The sequence below is a fragment of the Paraclostridium dentum genome (assembly GCF_048568265.1).
In the GTDB taxonomy this organism is placed as follows: domain Bacteria; phylum Bacillota; class Clostridia; order Peptostreptococcales; family Peptostreptococcaceae; genus Paraclostridium; species Paraclostridium dentum.
Genome location: NZ_CP183813.1, coordinates 350,024 through 373,018, shown reverse-complemented (window position 1 = coordinate 373,018; position 22,995 = coordinate 350,024). Strand labels below are relative to the sequence as shown.

The window sequence follows — 22,995 nt, the reverse complement described above, 5'->3', positions numbered from 1 at the left end:
CCTGATATTTAATTTTTTATAAGTTCACCTAATAATACCGGATTACTATCCCTAGACCCTTTGGTATCACCCGTGTTTGTATTAATTAGATACCCGGTATTTTCATACCAAAACATTTTTGGTAAATGTTGTAAAACTCTAAAAATTCATTTTTAACAGATAATAATGATATTTTGAAGTTTCATAGGTCATATAAAAAAGAGTAGCAGTTTAACTTGCTACTCTAAAATCTCTTTTAAATTTAAACTTTGTAATACATCTTTTCTAAACCTTTCAATACTTATTCTGTCCATAAAATCACCTAATTTTTCTCCCATTTGACCATTCTCATTATAATATTCAAGTATTGTTTTTACTAAGTTGTAAGCTTCTTCTTCACTTAATCCCTTAGTTATTATATCTGCACTTCTTGGATAAAATCCTGCACTACCACCAGCTGTTACAAAAAACTTTCCATCTATATCTACTAATACACCTATATCTTTAGAATACACACTAGTGCAAGCATTCCTACATCCTGCAACACCAATTTTAGTTCTATTTGGAAGTATCATCCCATGAAAGTTTTTACTTATTTTCATTCCTATTCCTATAGTAGGATATTTTGAACGTTTACAAAAGTTTGCTGGACATATCTCTACATTTTTAACTGAGTTTTGATTTTTAACTGCTGGTTCCATATCTAAATCTTTCCATATACTTACTAAATCTTCTTGCTTTAAATTTGTTATTAAAATTCTTTGCCCAGATGTTAACTTAAGAACACCATTATATTTTTTTGCAACTTCAGCTATTTTTATAAGTGTCTCAGGCAAAACAAATCCTCCTGGTATATGTGGAGTTATTGCATAAGTTCGCTTTCCATCTTTAATTTTTTGTAAGTTTCCGTAATTGCTCATAAAATCTCTCTCCTTAAAATATTAATTTAATTTATTCATATACCTATTATAACCACTTATTTAATTTAATTCTGTAACATACGTTATAACTTAATATAAAAAATTAGATAACGTTTGCAGTTTTATTTTTTAATTTAGTTTTATTTTTAACAAATTTTTCCTTTCCTTCTGGTTGCTTTTTTGCTAAAATGTTTTTGAAGAACAAATTAATTTTTTAACAAGCTAGTACATTTATCTCAGTCAAGAATTACATTAAGTCATATCACCCGATAAAAATAATTATAGTTGTATAAAAATCTTCAATGAATTTTATCACTAAACAATAAAAAGTTGCATACATTTTTAAATGTTACAACTTAATTAAACCAAGGGGGAACATAAATGAAACAAGAATTGTTAAAAACTAATCAATCAATAGTTGATGGACCTGAATCTTTGGCCATCAAACTAGATCAAATCAAAAAAGCTCAAAAAATATTTTCAACTTATACGCAAGAACAAGTTGATAAAATCTTTTTAGCTGCAGCAATGGCTGCAAATCAACAAAGACTTCCTTTAGCAAAAATTGCACATGAAGAAACTAATATGGGTATAGTAGAAGACAAAGTTATAAAAAATCACTTTGCTTCAGAATATATATACAACACTTATAAAAATGTAAAAACTTGCGGGGTTTTAGAAGAAGATTCAGCTTTTGGTATAACTAAGATAGCCGAACCTATAGGTGTTATTGCTGCTGTAATTCCTACTACAAATCCAACTTCAACTGCAATATTTAAAACTTTACTTGCCCTAAAAACTAGAAATGGTATTATAATATCACCTCATCCTAGAGCAAAAAAATCAACTATTCAAGCCGCAAGAGTAGTTCTTGAAGCTGCTGTAAAAGCAGGTGCTCCAGAAGGAATTATTGGTTGGATAGATGAACCATCTCTTGAAATGACAACAACTATAATGGAAAGTGCTGATATTATATTAGCGACTGGTGGCCCTGGTATGGTAAAATCTGCATACTCTTCTGGTAAACCAGCAATAGGTGTTGGAGCTGGTAATACCCCTGCAATAATAGATGATAGTGCGGATATAGAAACTGCTGTAAATTCAATACTACTTTCAAAAACATTTGATAATGGTATGATATGTGCGTCTGAACAATCAGTTATTGTCTTAAAAAGTATTTATGAAAATGTAAAATCTGAATTTATAAAACGTGGTGCTTACCTATTAAATAAATCTGAAATAGAAAAAGTAAAAGGCATTTTATTAAATAAAAACGGAGGTCTAAATGCAGATATAGTTGGTCAACCTGCATATAAAATAGCTGAACTAGCTGGACTTTCAATACCTAAAGAATCTAAAATATTACTTGGTGAAGTTGAGTCAGTAGACATATCTGAACCTTTTGCTCACGAAAAATTATCTCCAGTACTTGCAATGTATAAAGCTAAAAACTTTGATGATGCAATATCTAAAGCAGATCAACTTATATACGATGGTGGTTTAGGTCATACATCTTCTATATATTTAAATACAATAACTCAATCTGATAAACTTGAAAAATTTAGAAATTCTATGAAAACTTGTAGAGTTTTAGTTAATACTCCTGCTTCTCAAGGTGGTATAGGAGATTTGTATAACTTCAAATTAGCTCCATCTTTAACACTTGGATGTGGGTCTTGGGGAGGAAACTCTGTATCTGAAAATGTAGGTGTTAAACATTTAATAAATATAAAAACTGTAGCTGAAAGGAGAGAAAATATGCTTTGGTTTAGAGCCCCAGAAAAAGTTTATTTCAAAAAAGGTTGTTTAGGAGTTGCTCTTCAGGAGCTTAATCATGTTCTAAAAAAAGAAAGAGCCTTTATAGTTACAGATGGTTTCCTTTATCAAAATGGATATACAAAACCTATAACTAATTTATTAGATGAAATGAATATTAAACACCATACATTCTATGATGTTGCGCCAGACCCAACATTAGAAACTGCTAAAGCTGGTGCTAAAGCTATGGCTGACTTCAAACCAGATGTAATAATTTCCATAGGTGGTGGTAGTGCAATGGATGCAGGTAAAATCATGTGGACAATGTACGAACATCCAGAAATAGACTTTGGCGACTTAGCTATGAGATTTATGGATATAAGAAAAAGAGTTTATGAATTCCCTACAATGGGAGAAAAGGCTTACTTTGTAGCTATCCCAACTTCTGCTGGTACTGGTTCTGAGGTTACACCTTTTGCAGTTATAACAGACCAAGATACAGGAATTAAATACCCTTTAGCTGATTATCAATTAATGCCAAATATGGCTATAATAGATTCTGACTTAATGATGAGTATGCCTAAAGGATTAACTGCAGCTTCTGGTATAGATGCTTTAACTCATGCTTTAGAAGCTTATGCATCTATGATGGCAACTGAATATACAAATGGTTTAGCTCTTCAAGCTGTTAAATCTATATTTGAATATCTTCCAAGAGCTTATGAAAACGGAACAACTGATCCTGAAGCTAGAGAAAAAATGGCTAACGCTTCTACAATGGCAGGTATGGCATTTGCTAATGCATTTTTAGGAGTTTGTCACTCTATGGCTCATAAATTAGGTTCATTCCACCATATACCTCATGGTGTTGCTAATGCACTTTTAATAAATGAAGTTTTAAAATTCAATGTATCTTCTGCTCCTATAAAAATGGGTATATTCCCTCAATATAAATATCCTCAATGTTTAGAAAGATATGCTGAAATAGCTTCATTCATAGGTATTAATGGAAATTCAAATGAAGATAAATTTAATAAACTATTAAATAAAATAGATGAATTAAAATCTACTGTTGGAATACCTAAAACTATAAAAGATTGGGGTGTAGATGAAGCTACATTCTTAGAAAGCTTAGATGAAATGGTTGAGCAAGCATTCGATGACCAATGTACTGGAGCTAATCCTAGATATCCATTAATGAGAGAAATTAAACAAATGTATTTAAATGTTTATTACGGAAATGAAAATGCAGCAAAAGAAGTTCTAGAAGGTAAGTTAAATTGTGCTTTAGATTAATTTTTAAAATAGATATTTATTAATTATAAAAAAGAACCTCAACTTTAATAAGTTGAGGTTCTTAATCTATATAAAATGAAATTCATGGGATGACTATTTTAAATCATTAGATATTTCAGTAAAGATTACTCCAAGTGCATGAGCTCCTGCATCTGGATATCCTAAACTTCTTTCTCCAACAGTTCCTGCTCTACCCATACGAGCTACTATTTCTTTAGTTGCCTCTGCTCCTTCTACAGCTTTTCTTGCTGCTTTTTCAAAAGCTTCTTTAAATGTATCATTTTCTTTTACGCTTAATTCCCATGAGTTTGCACATGGTACTAATGCATCTATTAAAGTTTTATCTCCTACTCCAGCTCCTCTACCAAATGATCTTTCACCTGTAGCTTGTACACCATTAACTGCTGCATCCATCATATTAGCAAAGTTTAAAATAGTAAGTTCATCTTTATCGCCTACATATCTTCCTGCTGCTCTAAAAGCACTTCCCCATATAGGTCCTGATGCTCCTCCACAGTATTCCATTATTACCATAGAACATTCATTTAAAAATTTACCAATAGTTAGGTCTTCTATTGAAAGTATATTTGCCCATTCTCTTTTTAATTGCTTAAATCCTTTTGCAACACTCATTCCAAAATCTCCATCTCCAGCATAAGAATCTAATTCACAGAATGGCACTTCATTTTTTATTATTATTTCACTCATTTTATCAACTACATAGATCATATTTTCTAAAGTGAATCTATAATCTTCTATATTTGAAAAATCTTTATTAGTTTGCACTTCAAAACATACATTTGAATCATCTGTATTATTTTCATCTTCATATATATCTGTATATTCTACTGGTACGAAAGCTCCTGAAACCTTAAATCCAGGTGCTTCACTTACTTGAGATAATAAATGTTTTAGCTCATTATCTAATTTCATTATAGATACAGATGCTCCTGCCATATCTATACTAGTCATATAGTTTCCAACAAAAGCTGTACATATTTTGATATTTCTCTTGGCTAATTCACGTATAACAGAATTATTAAGTAAATATAGTTCTTGAAGTGGAGTTCCTCCAAAACCATTAATCATCAATGCAATTTCTTCTTCATTTGAATCTTCTATTTTCATATCTGCTAATATATCATTAACCATTTTTTTAGCCAGCTCATCTGCAGAAGATGTTTTTTCTCTTCTTACGCCTGGCTCTCCATGTATTCCAACTCCAAATTCTATTTCATCTTCTTCTAATTGGAATGTAGGTGTTCCTTTTGCTGGTACAGTACATGATGTAAGTGCAAACCCTAAACTTCTAACATTATTAGCAGCTTTTTGTGCAACTTCCTTTACTTCATGTAAACTCATACCAAGTTCAGCTGCGGCTCCAGCTATTTTATGAACTAAAACTGTTCCTGCAACTCCACGTCTACCTACTGTATATAAACTATCTTCAACAGCAATATCGTCATCTACTTTTATATAGTCAACAATTAAACCATCTTCTATAGCAAGATGTGCTGCATTTCTAAAGTTCATAATATCTCCACTATAGTTTTTGATTATTAGTAATGTTCCTTTATTACTTGAAGTCTCTTTTATTGCATTATATATTTGTATTTGAGAAGGTGATGCAAACATATCTCCACAAACAGCTGCATCTAACATACCTTTTCCTACAAATCCTGCATGCGCTGGTTCATGACCACTTCCACCACCACTTATTAAACTAACTTTATTTCTATTTATATTTTTTTTCTTAATTACTTTATATTTTTTTAAAAACTCAAGTTCTGGATGTGCCATAGCTATTCCATTACACATTTCCATAACTACAGTTTCTGGTTTATTTATTATTTTTTTCATAATGTCACACCTCTATCTGTTTTTATAGTTTTTCCCTATACTATCAGCTGTTATTATTGCAGCTGCAACTTCATCAACATTTATAGGGAATGGCATAGAATATATAGATTCTTCTTTAATACATGCTTTCTCTGCCACTTCTTTTAATTCTTCTTCAGTAATAGTTTCTACCCCTATATCCTCTAGACAAACAGGAAGCCCTACTTGTAAGCAAAACTCTAATACTTCCTCGATTTCTTCTTTAGGTGCATTTTCTAAAACTAATTGTGCTATTGTTCCAAATGCAACTTTTTCACCATGGAAGTATTTATGTGTTCCTTCTAATATAGTAAGTCCATCATGTATAGCATGAGCTGCTGCTAATCCTCCACTTTCAAATCCAAGTCCAGATAAAAGAATATTTGTCTCAATTATGTTTTCTAAAGCTGGAGTAACTAAGTTACAATCTGACGATACTTTTGCTTTAACTCCATCATTTATTAGAGTTTCATAACATAATTTTGCTAAAGCTAATGCTGTATTAGTTCCCTTAGCTTCTCCGCATAACCCTTCTCTGTAACCACAAGGTAATCCTGCATTTACATTTGAATATGAACTAGCTGTTGCTCTTGCTTCAAAGTAAGTTGATAAAGCATCTCCCATTCCTGAAACTAAGAATCTAGTTGGTGCTTTAGCTATAACTGTAGTATCAACTAAAACTACACTTGGACTTTGCTTGAAATATGCATAATCATCAAATGCTCCATCTGGTGTATATAATACTGCTGAATGACTTGTAGGTGCATCTGTTGCAGCTATAGTTGGAACTATTATTAAGTTATCTCCTTGAGCTACACACTTAGCAGTATCTATTGCTTTACCTCCACCTAGACCAATTGTACATGCACATTTATTCTCTTTAGCTAACTCTTGTAATCTTGCTACTTCTTCTCTTGAACATTCTCCTTTGAAGTTACTTTCAACAAAAGTTACCCCAAATTTTTTAGCAGTTGAATCTAATTTATCTTTAACACGTTCTATATCATCTTTATGTGCGATTAATAAAGCTGAATCCCCAAATACTTTTATGAAGTACCCTAAATTTAATAACTCATCTTGACCTTGTACATATTTTGTAGGACATATAAATGCTTTTCTCATATTAATCTCTCCTTTGTATTTTGTAGTGATATTATTTTTTTAAGTTAACTTAATTATAATACCGTTTTCCTAAAAATACATTGGACGTAGATGTTAATAAATTACGATTTAAAACCGTAATTTTTTGAACTAAAATTATATAATTGGAATTTATGTACTTTTCGAAATTTTTTTAACAAATTCAATTTATCTATTACCTAAGATGTTTCTTGTATAAATTTGGGGTTACCCCTTCATATTTTTTAAATATCTTTATAAAGTATCCAGACTCGCTAAATCCAAGTTCGTCACTGATTTCATTTATTGTCATATCAGTTTCTTCTAAAAGAGCTTTTGCCCATTTAATCTTAAGCTTTGATATATATGTTGAAAAATTTTCACCTATTTCTTTTGAAAATAGTCTGCTAAAATAACTTGAACTAACATGGCATAACTTAGCCATACTTTCCATTGATATATTTTCACTTTTATTGTTATATATATATTGTATTGCTGGCTTTAAAGTTTTGCTTACATTAATTTCTTCGCTGTCTTCTTTATGATCATAAGTTATATATCTATTCACAATAGCATTAGAAATTTCTTTTTTAACACTTTCTATATTTTTGATACTATATCCATTAAAAGTTTTGCTATCTATCTCTATTCCATTTTTCATAGTTTTTTCATACATCTCTAAAATCAAATTTTTATTTAATGCCTCTTCTACTATATAATTAGATAGTAAAAATAACATATTAGATGTATCTTCTACTTCTTTATATGATAAAACAGGTAGTTCATTATAATATTGATTAAGTTGATTTGAGATGTCATTTTGTTCTAGTACTTTATCTGGAACTTTTAATATTTGTTCTAACATATCTGTTGATTCATAATCATCTATTCTAACTTGCCCTGCCATTATTGCACCTATATATTTTTCATCTACTATAATAGGTATAGCAACATCAACTATATTATAGTGACATAAATATATATATGGTTTATTCATTCTTACAGCTTCTAACCCACCTCTTGAATCACATTTTTCACAGTACTTTGATAACTTAGAATTACCTCTTACTAACTCACAAAATTTGTGGCACCTACTGTGTTTAGTTATCGGATTTCCTTTATAGTCCACTATAACTATTGCCATTTTCGTAACTAGCGAAAGATAATCTTGTAAATTATCCCATTTCTTGAAATCTATTATCTTATTTAGACTTAAATTTTCATTTCTCACTTTTCATACTCCTTTAAAGGCAATTTTATATCATGTACTAATTTTATCATATATGAATAATATATTGTTTATTATGCAGACTATTTAGTGGAGGTGGATTTTATGTTAAATTTAACTGCTAAAGAAAAAATGTTATTAGAAGACGAAAAAAGCCATGAGCAATTATGTGTTCAAAAATATCAAGAATATGCTAAAAAAGCTTCAGACCCACAGCTAAAAAGTTTATTTAATGAACTTTCTCAACACGAACAACAACACTTAACTTCAATAAATCAAATTTTAAGTGGTACTGTTCCAAATATTAATCAAGGTCAAAGCCAAGGAAATCAAAACTCAAATATGCAAAATTCAAATACTATGCCTAATATGAATTTACAATCATCACAAATGAATGCTTATAATGAACAAGATAAAATGTTATGCCAAGACTCACTTAGTACTGAAAAATATGTATCATCTACATATAATACAGCTATCTTTGAGTTTGCAGATAAAAACATACGCCAAGTGTTAAATCATATTCAAAAAGAAGAACAAGAACACGGAGAAAAAATTTACAATTACATGAGTCAACATAATATGTATAACTAGAAAAATAGGATGTGATATCAATTAATGGATCACATCCTTAACTATTTTTATAGTGTTAAATATTTATATATTATCGGTATATCAATGATTTTCTTTACCAATTTAACTTAATTTTTCTCATTTTTATAAATCATCTGAAAATAGTTAACTTTACCAATATAATTTTTTTTATTGACTTATTTTAAATTTGTTTTATAATTGTATACAACAAGTAGATAACTGAGATAGAGGCGCGAAATTTATTAGTAGTATTATGGAGATAAGCTCGATGAAGTAATATGAAAGGAAATTTCGCCGAAGTGAATAGTTAATAGCTTTAATACTATTTACTGGGCTTATATAAAATATATATAAGACTGTCACATTTTGTGGAGTGCTATTTTCAATGAAAGCGTACGGTATCATCATACTTAGTTAGTATGAATTTTTTCGTATAAAGTCATGAGCATAGTCTCATGGCTTTTTTTATTTTCATAAAGATTTATTATCTTAGTTACTTACTTATGGAAAACTAACTACCATAAGGAGGATAAGTAAAATGAGTAATGAAAATCAAGATTTAAAAAGAGGGTTAAAAGCTAGACATCTAAATATGATTGCTCTAGGAGGATCAATCGGTACAGGTATATTCCTTGCAATGGGTGATACTCTTCACCAAGCAGGTCCTGGTGGTGCTTTATTAGCATATGGGTTAATAGGAGTAATGGTTTATTTCTTAATAACTAGTTTAGGTGAGATGGCAACATATATGCCTATATCTGGTTCTTTTAGTTCTTATGCTACAAAGTTTATTGATCCAGCACTTGGTTTTGCACTTGGGTGGAACTATTGGTATAACTGGGCAATAACTATAGCTGCTGAAATGGTTGCAGGATCATTGATTATGAAATATTGGTTCCCTAATGTACCTGGATTTTATTGGAGTATATTTTTCTTAGCTATAATTGTAGGTTTAAACTTTTTATCAGCAAAGGCATATGGCGAATCTGAGTATTGGTTTGCAGGAATTAAAGTTGTAACTGTAATAATATTTTTAATAATAGGTGTGTTAATGATACTTGGTGTAATGGGTTCTGATGAAATAGGGTTTCATAATTACTTTATAGCAGATGGACCATTCCATGGTGGTATAAAATCTGTATTTGCTATATTTTTAGTTGCAGGTTTTTCATTCCAAGGTACAGAACTTATAGGAGTTGCAGCCGGAGAAAGTGAGCAACCTGAAAAAACTATACCAAAAGCTATAAAATCAATTTTTTGGAGAATATTAATATTTTATCTAGGAACTATAATTGTTTTAGGTGCTATTATACCTTTTACTCAAGCTGGGGTTTCTGAAAGTCCATTTACTATGGTTTTTGAAAAAGCAGGAATAGCTGGTGCTGCTTCACTTATGAATGCAGTAATACTTACATCTGTTTTATCTGCAGGTAATTCAGGTATGTATGCATCAACTAGAATGCTTCACTCAATGGCTAAAGAAGGACTTGCCCCTAAAGTTTTTGCAAGAACTAATAAAAGAGGTGTTCCTGTAAATGCATTAATATTAACTACATTAGTAGCTTCTGCATGTTTCTTAACAGGTATATTTGCAGAAAGTACAGTTTATGTTTGGTTAGTTGCTGCATCTGGACTTGCTGGATTTATAGCATGGGTTGGTATAGCAGTTTGTCACTATAGATTTAGAAAAGCATATATCCATCAAGGTCATAGTTTAAAAGAATTAAAGTTTAAAGCTAAATGGTATCCATTCGGACCTATATTAGCACTTATAATGTGTTTGATAATAATATTAGGCCAAGGATACTCTTGTATAACTCCAAATGGAGTTGACTGGCATAGTTTAATAGCTTCTTATATAGGTATACCTTTATTCATAGCTTTATATGTTGGATATAAAATTAAACATAAAACTAAAGTTGTATCTTTGGATAAAGTTGATTTAACTTTTGATGAAAATATAAATAGTAGTTCAATAGATAGTCAAATAAGTGAATTAAATTAAATAAAAAAGGCTGATTTTAAGATCAGCCTTTTTTCTATATTCTTTCTAATTTATATATAACAGGGTGTAACCCATCATTACAAGAATGTATTGCAACTCCCTCTTGTTTTACATAAGGGCTATTATTCCCTGATGCTAAAAATTCAACTTTGCTTTTTAAACCTGCCCATGCACCTTTACAAAAACGTTCTGGCATTTCGCAATCTTTTGATATAAATTCATCTCCTACTTCACCCTTAGCGCAAACTAATGGCATGTTTTCTTTTGCATATTCTACGAAAATATCATTCACCTTTAATTTTTTTAATATAGTTATTTTAATATCTGAATACTTTTGTGATTCCATTTTTTCCCCTCCATAAAAAATTTATGTAATAACTATATTCTAAACTAAAACTTATTTCATATAAACACAAATAAAAAGAAAATCTCGAAGTTATTAATAACTTCGAGATTAAAATAATTTATATTAACATAAATCTATTACTTGAACTTGATATACAACAGTTATAATTTGACCAGGAACCATAGTATTTAAATTAAATCCTGCTGATGGGTTGTAATCTGGATGAGGAACACCATTTACAGTTACAGTTCCTAATACAAATATAGAATTATGAGGAGTATAGTCTACAAATACTACATCTGTAGCATTTATATTTCCTACATTTTCAATTGTAATTGTATAAGTTAATTTTTCACCTATAGTCGCATATTTTTTATTTACAGACTTAGTTACATTTAAATTACCATAAGCGATATTAGTAGTTACTGTATTTGAGTAAGCTGTATCACTATATGGAGGCTGTTTTGGATCTACTAAATATTTAAATGGTATAACAGCCTGGTTAGTTACCTTATTAGAAGCAGGAACTGAAGTCACAGTTGCACTAAATTGAACTATTACAACATTTCCTATTCCTATATCCCCTATACTAAATCCAACTGTAGGGTCATACCCTGGTTTACTTTCTCCATTTACAATTACAGAACCTGTTTTAAACTGAGCACCTGTAGATGGAGTATCTTGGAATAAAACTTCATTATCTATAACATTTCCTACATTTGTAAGAGTTATAGTATAGTTTAATATATCTCCTATTGTAGCTATTGCTTTATCTACAGTTTTAACTACATTAAGTTTTCCTAAAACTACATTAGTTGTTACTAAATTACTTGTTTGAGTTTTAGTCGCTACTGTACCGCTAGGATCTATCTTATAACTAAATTGTATTTGAGAAGTATTTGTTACATAATCTGGCACTGGTAAAGAATTTATCTTAGTATCAAAAGTAACTGTTACTGTTTGATTAGGAGCTAAATCTGATAAATCAAATCCTAAAGTTGGATCTAATGCTGGATATAATACATTGTTTATTCTTACAGTTCCTAATACATAACTTAATTCTGATTGTAATAAATCGGCAAATCTTAGGCTAGTTGCATTTACATTTCCTGTATTAATAATAGTTGAAGTATACGTTATAGTATCATTTACTTTTGCATATAACTTATCTACTGATTTTGTATTAGATAAACTACCTACATTAATATTAGTTGTTACTGTATTAGATGTTGCTGATATAGGGTAGTTTCCTCCTTGTGGGTCTACTTTATAAACACCATTTGAAGCAGCATAGTTTGTTACTTGAGGTGGTGTTGGTACAGAGTTTACAGTTGCATTAAATTGCACTAAAGATGTGTTTCCTGCTATAAGATTATTTGGTAAGTTAAATCCTGCTATTGGATCATAATCAGGGTAACTAATACCATCTACTGTTACTGTTCCTGCCTTAAATATAGCTCCATTTGATAATGTATCTGCAAATGCTAAGTTAGATATAGTTGTATTTCCATCATTTTTAACTAATACATTATAATTTAATGTATCCTGTAAAGTCGCATATAGTTTATTTACAGACTTAGCCATACTTAACTTAGGATAAATTATAATGGTATACACTGTGTTTGAAATTGATGATTTACTATAATTTTGACCACTAGGGTTAACCTTATAATTAAATGTTCCTACTGCATAGTTTAGTACTGAGTCATGTGTCGGTTGTTGTATTACAGTAGCAGTAAATGAAACAGTTATACTAGCCAACGGTTCTATAGTTCCTAAACTAAATCCTTGATTAGGATCATAATCTTCATAAATATCTCCATCTATTTTAACTGATCCTGTATTAAATGTTACATCTGATTGTAAATTATCTGTGAAAATTACATCAGTTACATTTACATTTCCATTATTAGTTACAACTACTGTATATATTATTGTATCTCCTGTTGTTGCATAGTTTTTATTTACAGTCTTAGTCAAATTCAGTGAACCTAAGTTTATTTGAGTATCTGCCTTGTTAGAATTTGTTTGCCCATATAAATCACTTCCATTAGGATCTATTTTATATGCAAATGTTAAGCTAGCTATATTACTAATTAATGAAGGTGTAGGCAATGCGCTTACAGTTGCATCAAATTTAACTACCACTGTATCTCCTGATATTATATCTCCTAAAGTAAAGCTTGAATATGGATTAAATCCAGGTTTTGATACTCCATTTATAGTTACAGAATCTGTAACAAAAGTTAATCCTGTTGGTATAACATCTCTAAAGTTCACATTATTAGCAATTACATTTCCATTGTTCAATATATTAACTGTATATGTTAATACATCTCCAATTGTTGCGTATGATTTACTAACTGATTTTGTTGCATTTAATGAACCTACATTTATAATAGTACTTACAGTGTTACTTGTTGATTGTTTTGATACTGGAGTCTTATCTGGGTCTATCTTATAACTATAATTTGTTGTAGCAGTATTGTATAAAGTATAGTCTCCAGAAGGTATACTATTTACTTTAACCTTGAAACTAACTGTTGCATTTCCATATCCGATTATATCGGTTAAACTAAATCCTACATTAGGATCATAATCTGGTTTATTTTCTCCATTTACATAAACAGATTCACTTACAAAGCTTGCATCTATTTGAACTAAATCTTTAAATATAACATTTGAACAAGTTGCATTTCCTTGATTTACTATATTTATTGTATACGTTAATATATCATTTATAGTTGCATACATCTTATCTACTGATTTTGTAAGGTTTAATAACCCTAAATTGATAAAAGTAGTAACTTTATTAGAAGTAGATGTTATTGTAACTGGATTATCAGTTGGTGTTAATTTATAAGTGAATTCTACATCTGCAGTATTTTCTACTTTTCCGCTTTGAGGTAATGAATCTACATGAATACTAAATGATACTACATGATATTGATTTGGTGTTAAATCACTTAATACAAATCCATCAACAGGATTGAAAGTTGGTTCAGGTGTTCCATCTACTACCACTGTTCCATTATTAAAGGAAGTTGCATTTGGCATTAAATCTGTAAATGTTAAATTAGTTGCGTTAACTGATCCAGTATTTTTTATAATTACTGAATAGCTTATATTATCTCCAACTGTAGCATAATTTGTATTTACTGATTTTGTAAGTGTTAATTCTCCAACTGCAACAAATGTCATTGTTGTATTTGTATTTATGGTTGCATTTACTAACTCAGTTCCTACTGTATATTTGTAATTTATAGTAGCAAAGTTATAAATAGTATTATCTAAAGGTCTACTATCTATTGTAGCTTTGAAAGTTACTGTAGTTGTTGTATCCGGTTCTATATCATCTAATGAGAACCCATTATTTGGGTCATATCCAATTTTTTGTTGCCCATTTATATATACTGAGTCTTTTACAAATTTTAAATGTGTATCTAAGTTATCTATGAATTCAATGAATTCAGCAGGAACATTTCCATCATTAGTTATATCTATACTAAAGTTTAAAGTATCTCCTAATTTTGCAATACTCTTATCAACTGATTTATTTGCAGATACTATAGTGTCATACACATAAACAGTAGTTGTGTTTGAGTCTTTTGACTTAGTAGTAAGACTTCCATTAGGATCTACATAGTAAGAATATTGAACACTAGCTTTATTCAGTAATTTATTATCTAGTGGTAATTGCTCTGTTGTAACACTGAAGCTAACAGTAGTTTGATGACCTATATCTATATCATCTAAACTAAATCCAGTTTCTGGATTATAGTTTGGTTTATTTACTCCATTTACATATACTGATCCACTATTAAATACAGACTCTTCTTGAATCATATCTGTAAACATTAAGTTCTTTAATATAGTATTTCCTGTATTATATATAACAAAGCTATAAGTTATTATATTGTTTAATCTAACCACAGTTCTATCTGCTGCCTTTGTAACTGTTAGATTTCCCAATCTTATATAAGTTGTTACAGAATTACTAGTTGTGTTACTTACTATACTGCTTCCATTTGGGTCTATATTATATGAATAGTTAATGTTTGATGTGTTAGTTACATATCCATTGTTCGGAACAGATTCAACAGTAACATCAAATTTAACAGTAACTGATGATCCTGGTGTTATACTATCTAATGTAAATCCTACATTAGGATCATAATCTGGATATGCTGTAGATCCAATTTTTACAGAACCACTTACAAATGTTGTATTATTTGGTACTAAATCTGTAAACATAGTATCTGTTATATTTATATTACTATTATTAGTTATTACAGAAGTATAAGTTAATTTATCTCCTACTGTTGAATAAGTTTTATCTACACTCTTTGTGTTAGTTACATTTATATTTCTTATATTTGTAGTTGTCGTATTACTAGTTAAAGTTCCATCAATATATGGACTTGTTGGACTTAATTGATATTTAAAATTAATACTTGCACTATTATTAATTTGAGGAGGATTAGGAACGCTAGTTACCGTTGCTTTAAACATTACGACAACATTTCCTCCAGGTAAAACATCACTTATTGTAAATCCATTATTAGGATTTGCACTTGGTTTATTAATTCCATCTACAAATACAGTTCCATCTACAAACGTTGCTCCACTTGGGATTAAATCTTTTAAAGTTACATTTGTTAGTGGTATTGTTCCTGTATTACTTGCTACAACTTCATAATCAAGTACGTCTCCTACAACTGCATATGATTTATTTACTAATTTAGTTAAAGTTGCTGAATATGAATTTATTATAGTAGTTACTGTGTTACTTGTTGACGTTTTGGATATTGGTTGTTGATTCGGGTCTACATAGTAACTATACGATGCTGTTGCGCTATTTTTAATAATATTAGGATTTGGTAAACTATCTACCTTAACTTTAAACTCAATATTTACAACCTGACCTATATTAATAGTACCTAAGTTAAATCCAGACTCAGGGTTATAATTTGGTTTGTTTACTCCATTTACATAAACTGATTCTGAAACAAAAGATGTTTGAGATTGAAGTATATCTGAGAAAATTACATTATTCGCACTTGCACTTCCATTATTCTCAAGTGTAAATGAATAAGTTAAATTTTCACCTACTCCTGCATATGATTTATCTACAATTTTTACAATGTCTATTTGAGCATATGGATCATAAGTTTTCACAGTATTTGAATATACCGTTTTGCTTACCGTAGGACTATATGGAGTCTCTTTATAGCTAAGTGTAACTTCTGAAGTATTTGGTATATATCCAACAGGAGTATTTCCAAGTATAGTAGCTCCAAATACTATTGTTGCAGTGTCTCCAGGGTGTAAATTATCTATTGGGATTTGTGTGTTTGGATTATAATTTGGATAATTTATTCCATTTACATATAAACTTCCTTCATAGAAAGATAAATATACTCCTAAATAATCTACAAATTTAATATTTGTTAAATCTACATTTCCTGTATTTTGAATTACAGTTGTGTAAACTACATAATCTCCAGGTTGTGCATATGCTTTATCCACAGATTTTGTTACTGTATATGATGCTTTATTTATTATTGTTTGAACAATGTTGCTATAAATTGTATTTGTTAAAATATTTCCATTAGGATCAGGTTTGTAGCTATATACTAAATCTGATTGATTATAAACTATATTTGGATTAGGAACTGAATTTACTCTAACTTGATATAAAACTTCTACAGTTTCTCCCGCACAAATAGCCCCTAATGTAAATCCTTGATTTGGATTGTATGAAGGATATGCTATTCCATTTATAGTAACTGAACCTGTAATAAATGAAGTTTCTGATTGTATATTAGATAAAAATACTGTATTTGTAGAGCTTATGTTGCCATTATTAGTTATCACAACTTTGTAGTATAAAATATCATTTACAGTTGCATAATCTTTATCAACACTCTCTACTATATTCATACATGTATAATTTGCAATTGTATCTACTTTATTAGAGTCTTTCTCTGATTGTATAACACCGGTCTCAGTAGATATTTGATACTTAAATGGAACTTGTGCTATATTTTCTATTAAGTTAGCTGGATTAATTTCATTTATTAAAACTTTATATTCTACATCAGTTGTTTCTTTAGGTTGAATTGGATCAGGCAAATCAAATCCATTAAATGGATTCAGAGTTGACTCTATTTCTCCATTTATCTTGACACTTCCATTTACAAAAGTTGCTCCTGGTATAGTTGGCTCTAATACTTGAACATTATTTGCATTTATATTACCTGTATTAGTTAAGCTCAATGTATAAGTTACCGTATCTCCTACTTTTGGATAATTATTATTATTGCATCTTTCTCCTATTACTTCCACATACTGAATCGTTGTAGATATAGTATTGCTAAATATAGTTTTTTCTCTTAAATATCCATACTGATTAAATATATATCCAAATGAAATACATGAATTATTATATACTTTAGTAGAAGCTGGTAGTGAGTTTACTCTACATTGAAAAATTATTTTGGTAGATGATCCTACAGGTAAATTTGGCAGTACTATTCCATCTATCGGGTTATATTCTGTATATTCTGTTCCATCAATAATTACACTTCCATCTATAAATGAACAATTTAAGTCTATTTTATCTTGGAAAAATAAATTTTGAGCTATTTCTGTTCCAATATTTTTTATATCAACTGTATAAGTTATATTATCTCCAACAACTGCTGTTGATTTTGATGAAGATTTTAAAATTGACAATAATCCATCTTGAACAATTACTTCTATAGTGTTTGTAGTTGCATAATTTGTTATATTATCCACACCTGATATAAATTGATAATTATAATTTACATTTTGATGAAGTAAACCTCCATTTGGCACTGAGTCTACTCTAACTGTAAATAATACATTTTTAACACCCTTTGCTGGTATAGTTCCTAAATTTATTCCAGCTGATATATTTGCTGTTGGATATGAAACTTCATTTATAGTTACAGATCCAGGAATAAATGATGTACTTGAGTCTAAATTAGCAGATATAATAACATTGTTAGCATCCACTGCCCCGTCGTTTTTTATGCTTAATGCATATACTAATGGCTCTCCAACTTGTATATTATACTCTCCATCGCCATCTATATCATATGCATCTAATTTTGCTATCATATTAGGAGCATTAACATTTAATTGTGTTCCAACCGCTAAAAGCTGTACCCCATCTCCAGTCTCTGCTGAGTTTACTTGACCTGCTAATAATGTTTGATTTGGTATTAAAGTTTTAGTTATATCTACATTAGTTATATCCCATTTATTTCTAGCTCCTAGTTTTTGAGTAGGAACAAATCCATCATGATTGTTATTTCCATTAGTTCCATTTATATTTAATAATCCATTATTTATATTTAATGAATCAACTACATTTATTAATCCTGAGAAAAAGTTGTTTCCAGGATTGTTTGGTGTTGTTCCAGGATTTGGATTAGGACTGTTTACTGAATTACCTATATTGCTAAGCTCTGCAAAAGAAGGGCCTGCGTAAGTAAAGTCATTACCATTTATAGGCTCCCCATTTGCACATGATATGAATGCACTTCCTTTAAGTTTTGAAATATCTGAACTTGTTGTAAATCCTGAAATAGTCGTTTGTAAAGGAGATCCCGGTTTTGCTACTGATATTCCTGATAAGTATATTACCTTTTGAGGTGGTAAACTGTCATTTCTATAAACTACTGAAAGTGTCCATCCACCTCTACTGTTACTTAAACCAGTGTCTGGAACACTTATTGGTACGTTTGATACGGTATAATTTCCTGATAAAGAATTTTGTATATATGATGTTACATCTGCCGCTCTATATCTGTCTACAGTTCCTGATGTACCTGTATTTGTATCCGTATATTGAGGTGAAATTTGATAGCTTCCTTTTGATGTTGTAAAAGTTATTGAATTGTCTTGTATACTTCTAAGATCTTGTGCACCTTGTACATTACTCTTTACAGTAGAATACCATAAAAGTTCTGCATATAATATTGTACTATTTGATAATATATTTAAACTTGCTGTACTTCCAGCTTCTGCCCAATCTCTTGTTGTACCTCCGTCTGGTTTTATCATATCAGATGTATTTACTCCTGTAGCTGTAGTACTACCGCATACTACAAAGCTATTTCCTGTGGCCACTAATACAGCTTTATCTATAGCTGTAAATCTAGGTGTTAACGACACAATATCTCCTCCTAATTTTCTTTTATACTTGTAAGGTTTAATAACTTTAAAATAACCCTCATATATACTATTGATATTGCCCTTTTTAGTTGCATATTTTATCTATATTTAACTTTAATTTTCTTTTTTAAATAATTTGTCGTATCACAAAGTATTTAGATTGAATATATTTTATTAAAAGGAGTGATTTCATGTCTTCAAATATACTGAGTATGACTATTGATAAAACCCAAAATATACCTATCTTGGTCGGCAATACATCTACATTTAATATAAAAATTAAAAATTTAAGCCCATCTCAAAGGTTATATAATTTAGGTTTATTTTTAAAACTACCTGATGGTATGGTGCTTTCTAGCTCAACTATAACCCAAACATCTAGTGTTACTAATGCAGATAATAGTATTACTTACTCTTGGATTAATTTAAAGGATTTAGCACCTCTTGAAGTTGATTATACTTTTTCTATCACTGTAAAATGTAATACTAAGTTTAAAAATGGAACAACAATCCCTTTTGACTACACATTTTCAGGAATCACTGTTTCTTGCCAAGTTGATACTATGCCAAGAGGAATTTATGATATAGGGAATGAAGTTATAACGCAACAGATAGATATGACGTTTAAAACAGTGAGATTTTATAGCACTATTTCTACTGCAGGTAAAGTATTAAAAGGAGCAGGTACTTCAGCTTATTTAAATGATTATACTCAAGTTAATACTGCAACTTGTAAGTTTTATAATAATTCTACTTCTACATCACTAGTAAATATATCTATTTTATTAGAAGATGGAATTAGATATATTGGAAATATTAGTGTATCAGGCACAGATTCTTCTAAATTTATAAATCCTACTATAAGCGTAATAAGTATAAATGGTAAAATTTATACTCAAATTTATTATGGAAATATTAATTTATCCGTAAGTGGTACCACAACTTTAAATTTTAATTATGCTGTTTGGAATCAATATAATAATAATCAAGGCAATTTTATAATTCATGGAACCCAATTAAATATGCTTATAAATATGAACTCAGCTGATCCACTTGTTGTTTCAAGCTCAGATAGTAATACTAGATTTTCTGCTATGGATTTAATTATTACTACGTCTACAAGTAAAAGTTTAGTAGATGTTCAAAGTACTGTAACATATACTTATGTATATAAAGTTGGTCAGTATTATAATATTCAAAATATAGTTGTTAATTATTTTTTACCAGATGGAATATATTATATTTCTAGTTCCTCAACGCCTACATCTGTTGTTGATGATCCAATACTTAAAGGATTTAATTTAACTTATAACTTTAGCTTAGCTACTCAAAATTCAACTAAAACTGTAACTATATCTGCAAAAGTTGATAGTTACTATAGATATAAAAAAGATAGTCAATCTTTAAATCTTCCAGTAGTTGCATCTGATCCATTTTTAGCTACTACCAATATATCAGGTATACTTATTGGTCCATTATCTACAGTAACCGATAGTTCTAGTGTATCTTCTAGTATCAGTGTAGGCTCTATAACAAAGCAATTTGTAAAAGGCTACTATAAAAATGGAACTCCTAAAAATATAAATACTCTAGCTCCAGGGGATTTAGCTGAATATTTATTATCATACAATGCTTCTAACTTAAAAGCTATTCAAAAAGAAGTTTATATTGATGATTTTTTCCCTCTTTCAGCAGACCCTATAAATAACTTAAATTATGTATACACAGGATATAATCCAATTAGTTCTCCTAAACTTATAAGTCCTCATGGCGTAGACTTTTATTATGGTGACATTCCAGGGTTGTCATCCGCTACAATTAACTTTAAAGTTCCAATAGCTCAACTAGGTTCATCTACACAAAATGCAAACCTAATGAAGTTAAAAGGAATAAACACATATGGATATGCTTATAGTAACAGAGCTCAAGTAAACTTTAATATAGGTACTCCAAATTTACAACTAACTAAATCTATAAATGGCCCTAATAAAAATGCTATCAAATCAAATGAAGTTTATACCTACTCAGTTACTATATCTAATACTAATAATTTAGGAACTGAAACAGATGCATTTAACTTTACACTTAGTGATACTTTATCATCATGGTTTACACTTGACTCAAGTAGCTTAAAAGTTAGTGGTTCAGGAAGTTATTCTTCTATAAATATACAAAATAATAATATAGTTGTAAGTATAAGTAAGTTAGCTCCTGGTCAATCCTTAACCTTAACTTATAAGGTTACAATAAGCTCTATATTAGCTCCTGGAGTTAACATAACAACTACAGCTACTAATACAAATCCTTACTCGCAAGTTTATGAGGAAGGTTCTTCAAATTATCAGTACTCTAACCTTACAAAAACTGCATCTATAACTTTATCTTCATTATCTATATCACTTTCAAAAACTAATATATCAGATTTATTTAAAGTTGGATCTAATATAACTTATTTAATAGGAGTAACTGTTCCTCAAGGAACTATTGCTTATGGTCTCTATCTAAAAGATACTCTACCAAGTGGCGGTCAATCTTATGTAGGACCTACTACAAGAAACAATATTCCTATTACTCCAACAGTTTCCTCTAATATAGTAACCTTCCCTAGCGAGGGCACTGTGGATGCTAGAAACTCTTCGCAAACAATCAATTATACTATGGTGTGTAAAATTACCAATGCAAATAAAAGTTTAAATGCGACAACATCAACTCAATCTAATACTGTTCAATGTTTATATCAACAAATTCAAGGAGGAAGTTTTTCTAGTGTTAGTAAAAGTTTAACTGTAACTATAAATCATCCTAATTTAGTTTTAAATTTAACTGCAACAGATAAATCAAATTCTACAGTATATAATCAAAATGCAAATATAAATATAAACTCAGTAATGCAGTTTAAATTAACATTCCAAAATAATAGTTCTATTAAACTTGTAAATGGAACTATAGATATACCTATAAGTGGAAACTTTTTATTCTATGAAGTAAATACAGCAGTATTTTGTACAGCTACTTACAACTCAACTTCAAAGAAAATTATTATATCTATCCCTCAATTAGATGCTTCTACAACTGGATATGTATACTTTACGGTAGTTCCTCAATCAACACTTAGAGCTGGTACTTCTATAGCTACTCAAGCAACAGCTGTATCTTACTATAATGATATATCACCTTCAAAAGTTTACAGTGGTGAAAAAAGTAATATAATAACTTGTACTTTAGCTCCGGGTGTATCACTTACTCCAGATCCATTAACCAAGATAAATGATTCTACTTCATTTGTAGTTACACAGCCTGGTAATACTGCTGTTATATTAGACTACTTCAAAAACACAGGTGGCGGTTATGATGATTTCACATTGATAATACAGAAAGTAGGAATACCATACACACTGTATATAGATAATGTTAAAATAGCTGATGTTCCAAAAAATACACTATACCAACAAACATTGCCTATAATGTCAAATTTAGCCCCTAATACAAGTAAGGTTATTCAAATAAATGCTTTAATTCCTTTAAATAATCCACTTGGAACTAGATATGATTTTATAGTAACCGCTAAATCAGTTACTAATCCTTACCCTGAACAAACTGTATTAAATATAGATCCAAGTTTTTAAAGTAAAGAAAATCCCTTATATTAAGACTACTTTTTAATCTT

General features: G+C 29.7%; 10 protein-coding genes and 1 riboswitch. Of the genes, 4 read left to right on the top strand and 6 right to left on the bottom strand.

Annotated features, from left to right (window positions below; genetic code table 11):
* Positions 1-218: 218 nt before the first annotated feature.
* Complete coding sequence (locus ACN6I1_RS01590) at positions 219-899, bottom strand: NAD(P)/FAD-dependent oxidoreductase (RefSeq protein WP_419742503.1); 681 nt, start codon at positions 897-899, stop codon at positions 219-221.
* Positions 900-1,280: 381 nt separating this feature from the next.
* Between ACN6I1_RS01590 and adhE the strand changes: the two genes are divergently transcribed.
* Positions 1,281-3,953 carry a bifunctional acetaldehyde-CoA/alcohol dehydrogenase gene (gene adhE, locus ACN6I1_RS01585; RefSeq protein ID WP_419742502.1) on the top strand — a complete coding sequence of 891 codons (2,673 nt, stop codon included), beginning with the start codon at positions 1,281-1,283 and terminating at the stop codon, positions 3,951-3,953.
* Between the two features lie 93 nt (positions 3,954-4,046).
* Here the strand turns inward: adhE and dhaK are convergent, their stop codons facing one another.
* From dhaK to ACN6I1_RS01570, 3 genes are all read right to left on the bottom strand, one after another.
* A complete protein-coding gene (gene dhaK / locus ACN6I1_RS01580; protein WP_419742501.1) occupies positions 4,047-5,813 on the bottom strand; it encodes a dihydroxyacetone kinase subunit DhaK in 1,767 nt (588 codons plus the stop codon).
* A gap of 12 nt (positions 5,814-5,825) precedes the next feature.
* Positions 5,826-6,953 carry a glycerol dehydrogenase gene (locus tag ACN6I1_RS01575; RefSeq protein WP_021431213.1) on the bottom strand — a complete coding sequence of 376 codons (1,128 nt, stop codon included), beginning with the start codon at positions 6,951-6,953 and terminating at the stop codon, positions 5,826-5,828.
* Between the two features lie 193 nt (positions 6,954-7,146).
* Positions 7,147-8,181, bottom strand: a complete 1,035-nt coding sequence (locus ACN6I1_RS01570) for a PocR ligand-binding domain-containing protein (RefSeq protein WP_220797190.1) — start codon at positions 8,179-8,181, stop codon at positions 7,147-7,149.
* Positions 8,182-8,283: 102 nt separating this feature from the next.
* Here ACN6I1_RS01570 and ACN6I1_RS01565 point away from each other — a divergent pair, with 102 nt between their 5' ends.
* Positions 8,284-8,772: a spore coat protein gene (locus ACN6I1_RS01565; RefSeq protein WP_419742500.1), complete on the top strand. Its 489-nt coding sequence runs from the start codon at positions 8,284-8,286 to the stop codon at positions 8,770-8,772.
* A gap of 217 nt (positions 8,773-8,989) precedes the next feature.
* Positions 8,990-9,159, top strand: a riboswitch (Lysine riboswitch).
* Positions 9,160-9,310: 151 nt separating this feature from the next.
* Positions 9,311-10,777 (top strand): amino acid permease, encoded by a 1,467-nt coding sequence (locus ACN6I1_RS01560; RefSeq protein ID WP_419742499.1) that lies wholly within the window; start codon positions 9,311-9,313, stop codon positions 10,775-10,777.
* A gap of 34 nt (positions 10,778-10,811) precedes the next feature.
* Here ACN6I1_RS01560 and ACN6I1_RS01555 read toward each other — a convergent pair whose 3' ends face one another.
* Both ACN6I1_RS01555 and ACN6I1_RS01550 read right to left on the bottom strand, forming a co-directional pair.
* Entirely contained in the window at positions 10,812-11,123 is a 312-nt protein-coding gene (locus ACN6I1_RS01555) for a TIGR04076 family protein (protein ID WP_419742498.1), read from the bottom strand.
* 123 nt (positions 11,124-11,246) lie between these two features.
* Entirely contained in the window at positions 11,247-19,328 is an 8,082-nt protein-coding gene (locus ACN6I1_RS01550) for a hypothetical protein (RefSeq protein ID WP_419742497.1), read from the bottom strand.
* Between the two features lie 191 nt (positions 19,329-19,519).
* Here ACN6I1_RS01550 and ACN6I1_RS01545 point away from each other — a divergent pair, with 191 nt between their 5' ends.
* A complete protein-coding gene (locus ACN6I1_RS01545) occupies positions 19,520-22,954 on the top strand; it encodes an isopeptide-forming domain-containing fimbrial protein (RefSeq protein ID WP_419742496.1) in 3,435 nt (1,144 codons plus the stop codon).
* The last annotated feature ends 41 nt before the right edge of the window (positions 22,955-22,995 follow it).

Bases quoted from the DNA above. Each gene is read 5' to 3' on its own strand.
- ACN6I1_RS01590 (WP_419742503.1), bottom strand. From the start codon at position 899: ATGAGCAATTACGGAAACTTACAAAAAATTAAAGATGGAAAGCGAACT.
- ACN6I1_RS01555 (WP_419742498.1), bottom strand. From the start codon at position 11,123: ATGGAATCACAAAAGTATTCAGATATTAAAATAACTATATTAAAAAAA.
- dhaK (WP_419742501.1), bottom strand. From the start codon at position 5,813: ATGAAAAAAATAATAAATAAACCAGAAACTGTAGTTATGGAAATGTGT.
- ACN6I1_RS01575 (WP_021431213.1), bottom strand. From the start codon at position 6,953: ATGAGAAAAGCATTTATATGTCCTACAAAATATGTACAAGGTCAAGAT.
- ACN6I1_RS01560 (WP_419742499.1), top strand. From the start codon at position 9,311: ATGAGTAATGAAAATCAAGATTTAAAAAGAGGGTTAAAAGCTAGACAT.
- ACN6I1_RS01545 (WP_419742496.1), top strand. From the start codon at position 19,520: ATGTCTTCAAATATACTGAGTATGACTATTGATAAAACCCAAAATATA.
- ACN6I1_RS01565 (WP_419742500.1), top strand. From the start codon at position 8,284: ATGTTAAATTTAACTGCTAAAGAAAAAATGTTATTAGAAGACGAAAAA.
- adhE (WP_419742502.1), top strand. From the start codon at position 1,281: ATGAAACAAGAATTGTTAAAAACTAATCAATCAATAGTTGATGGACCT.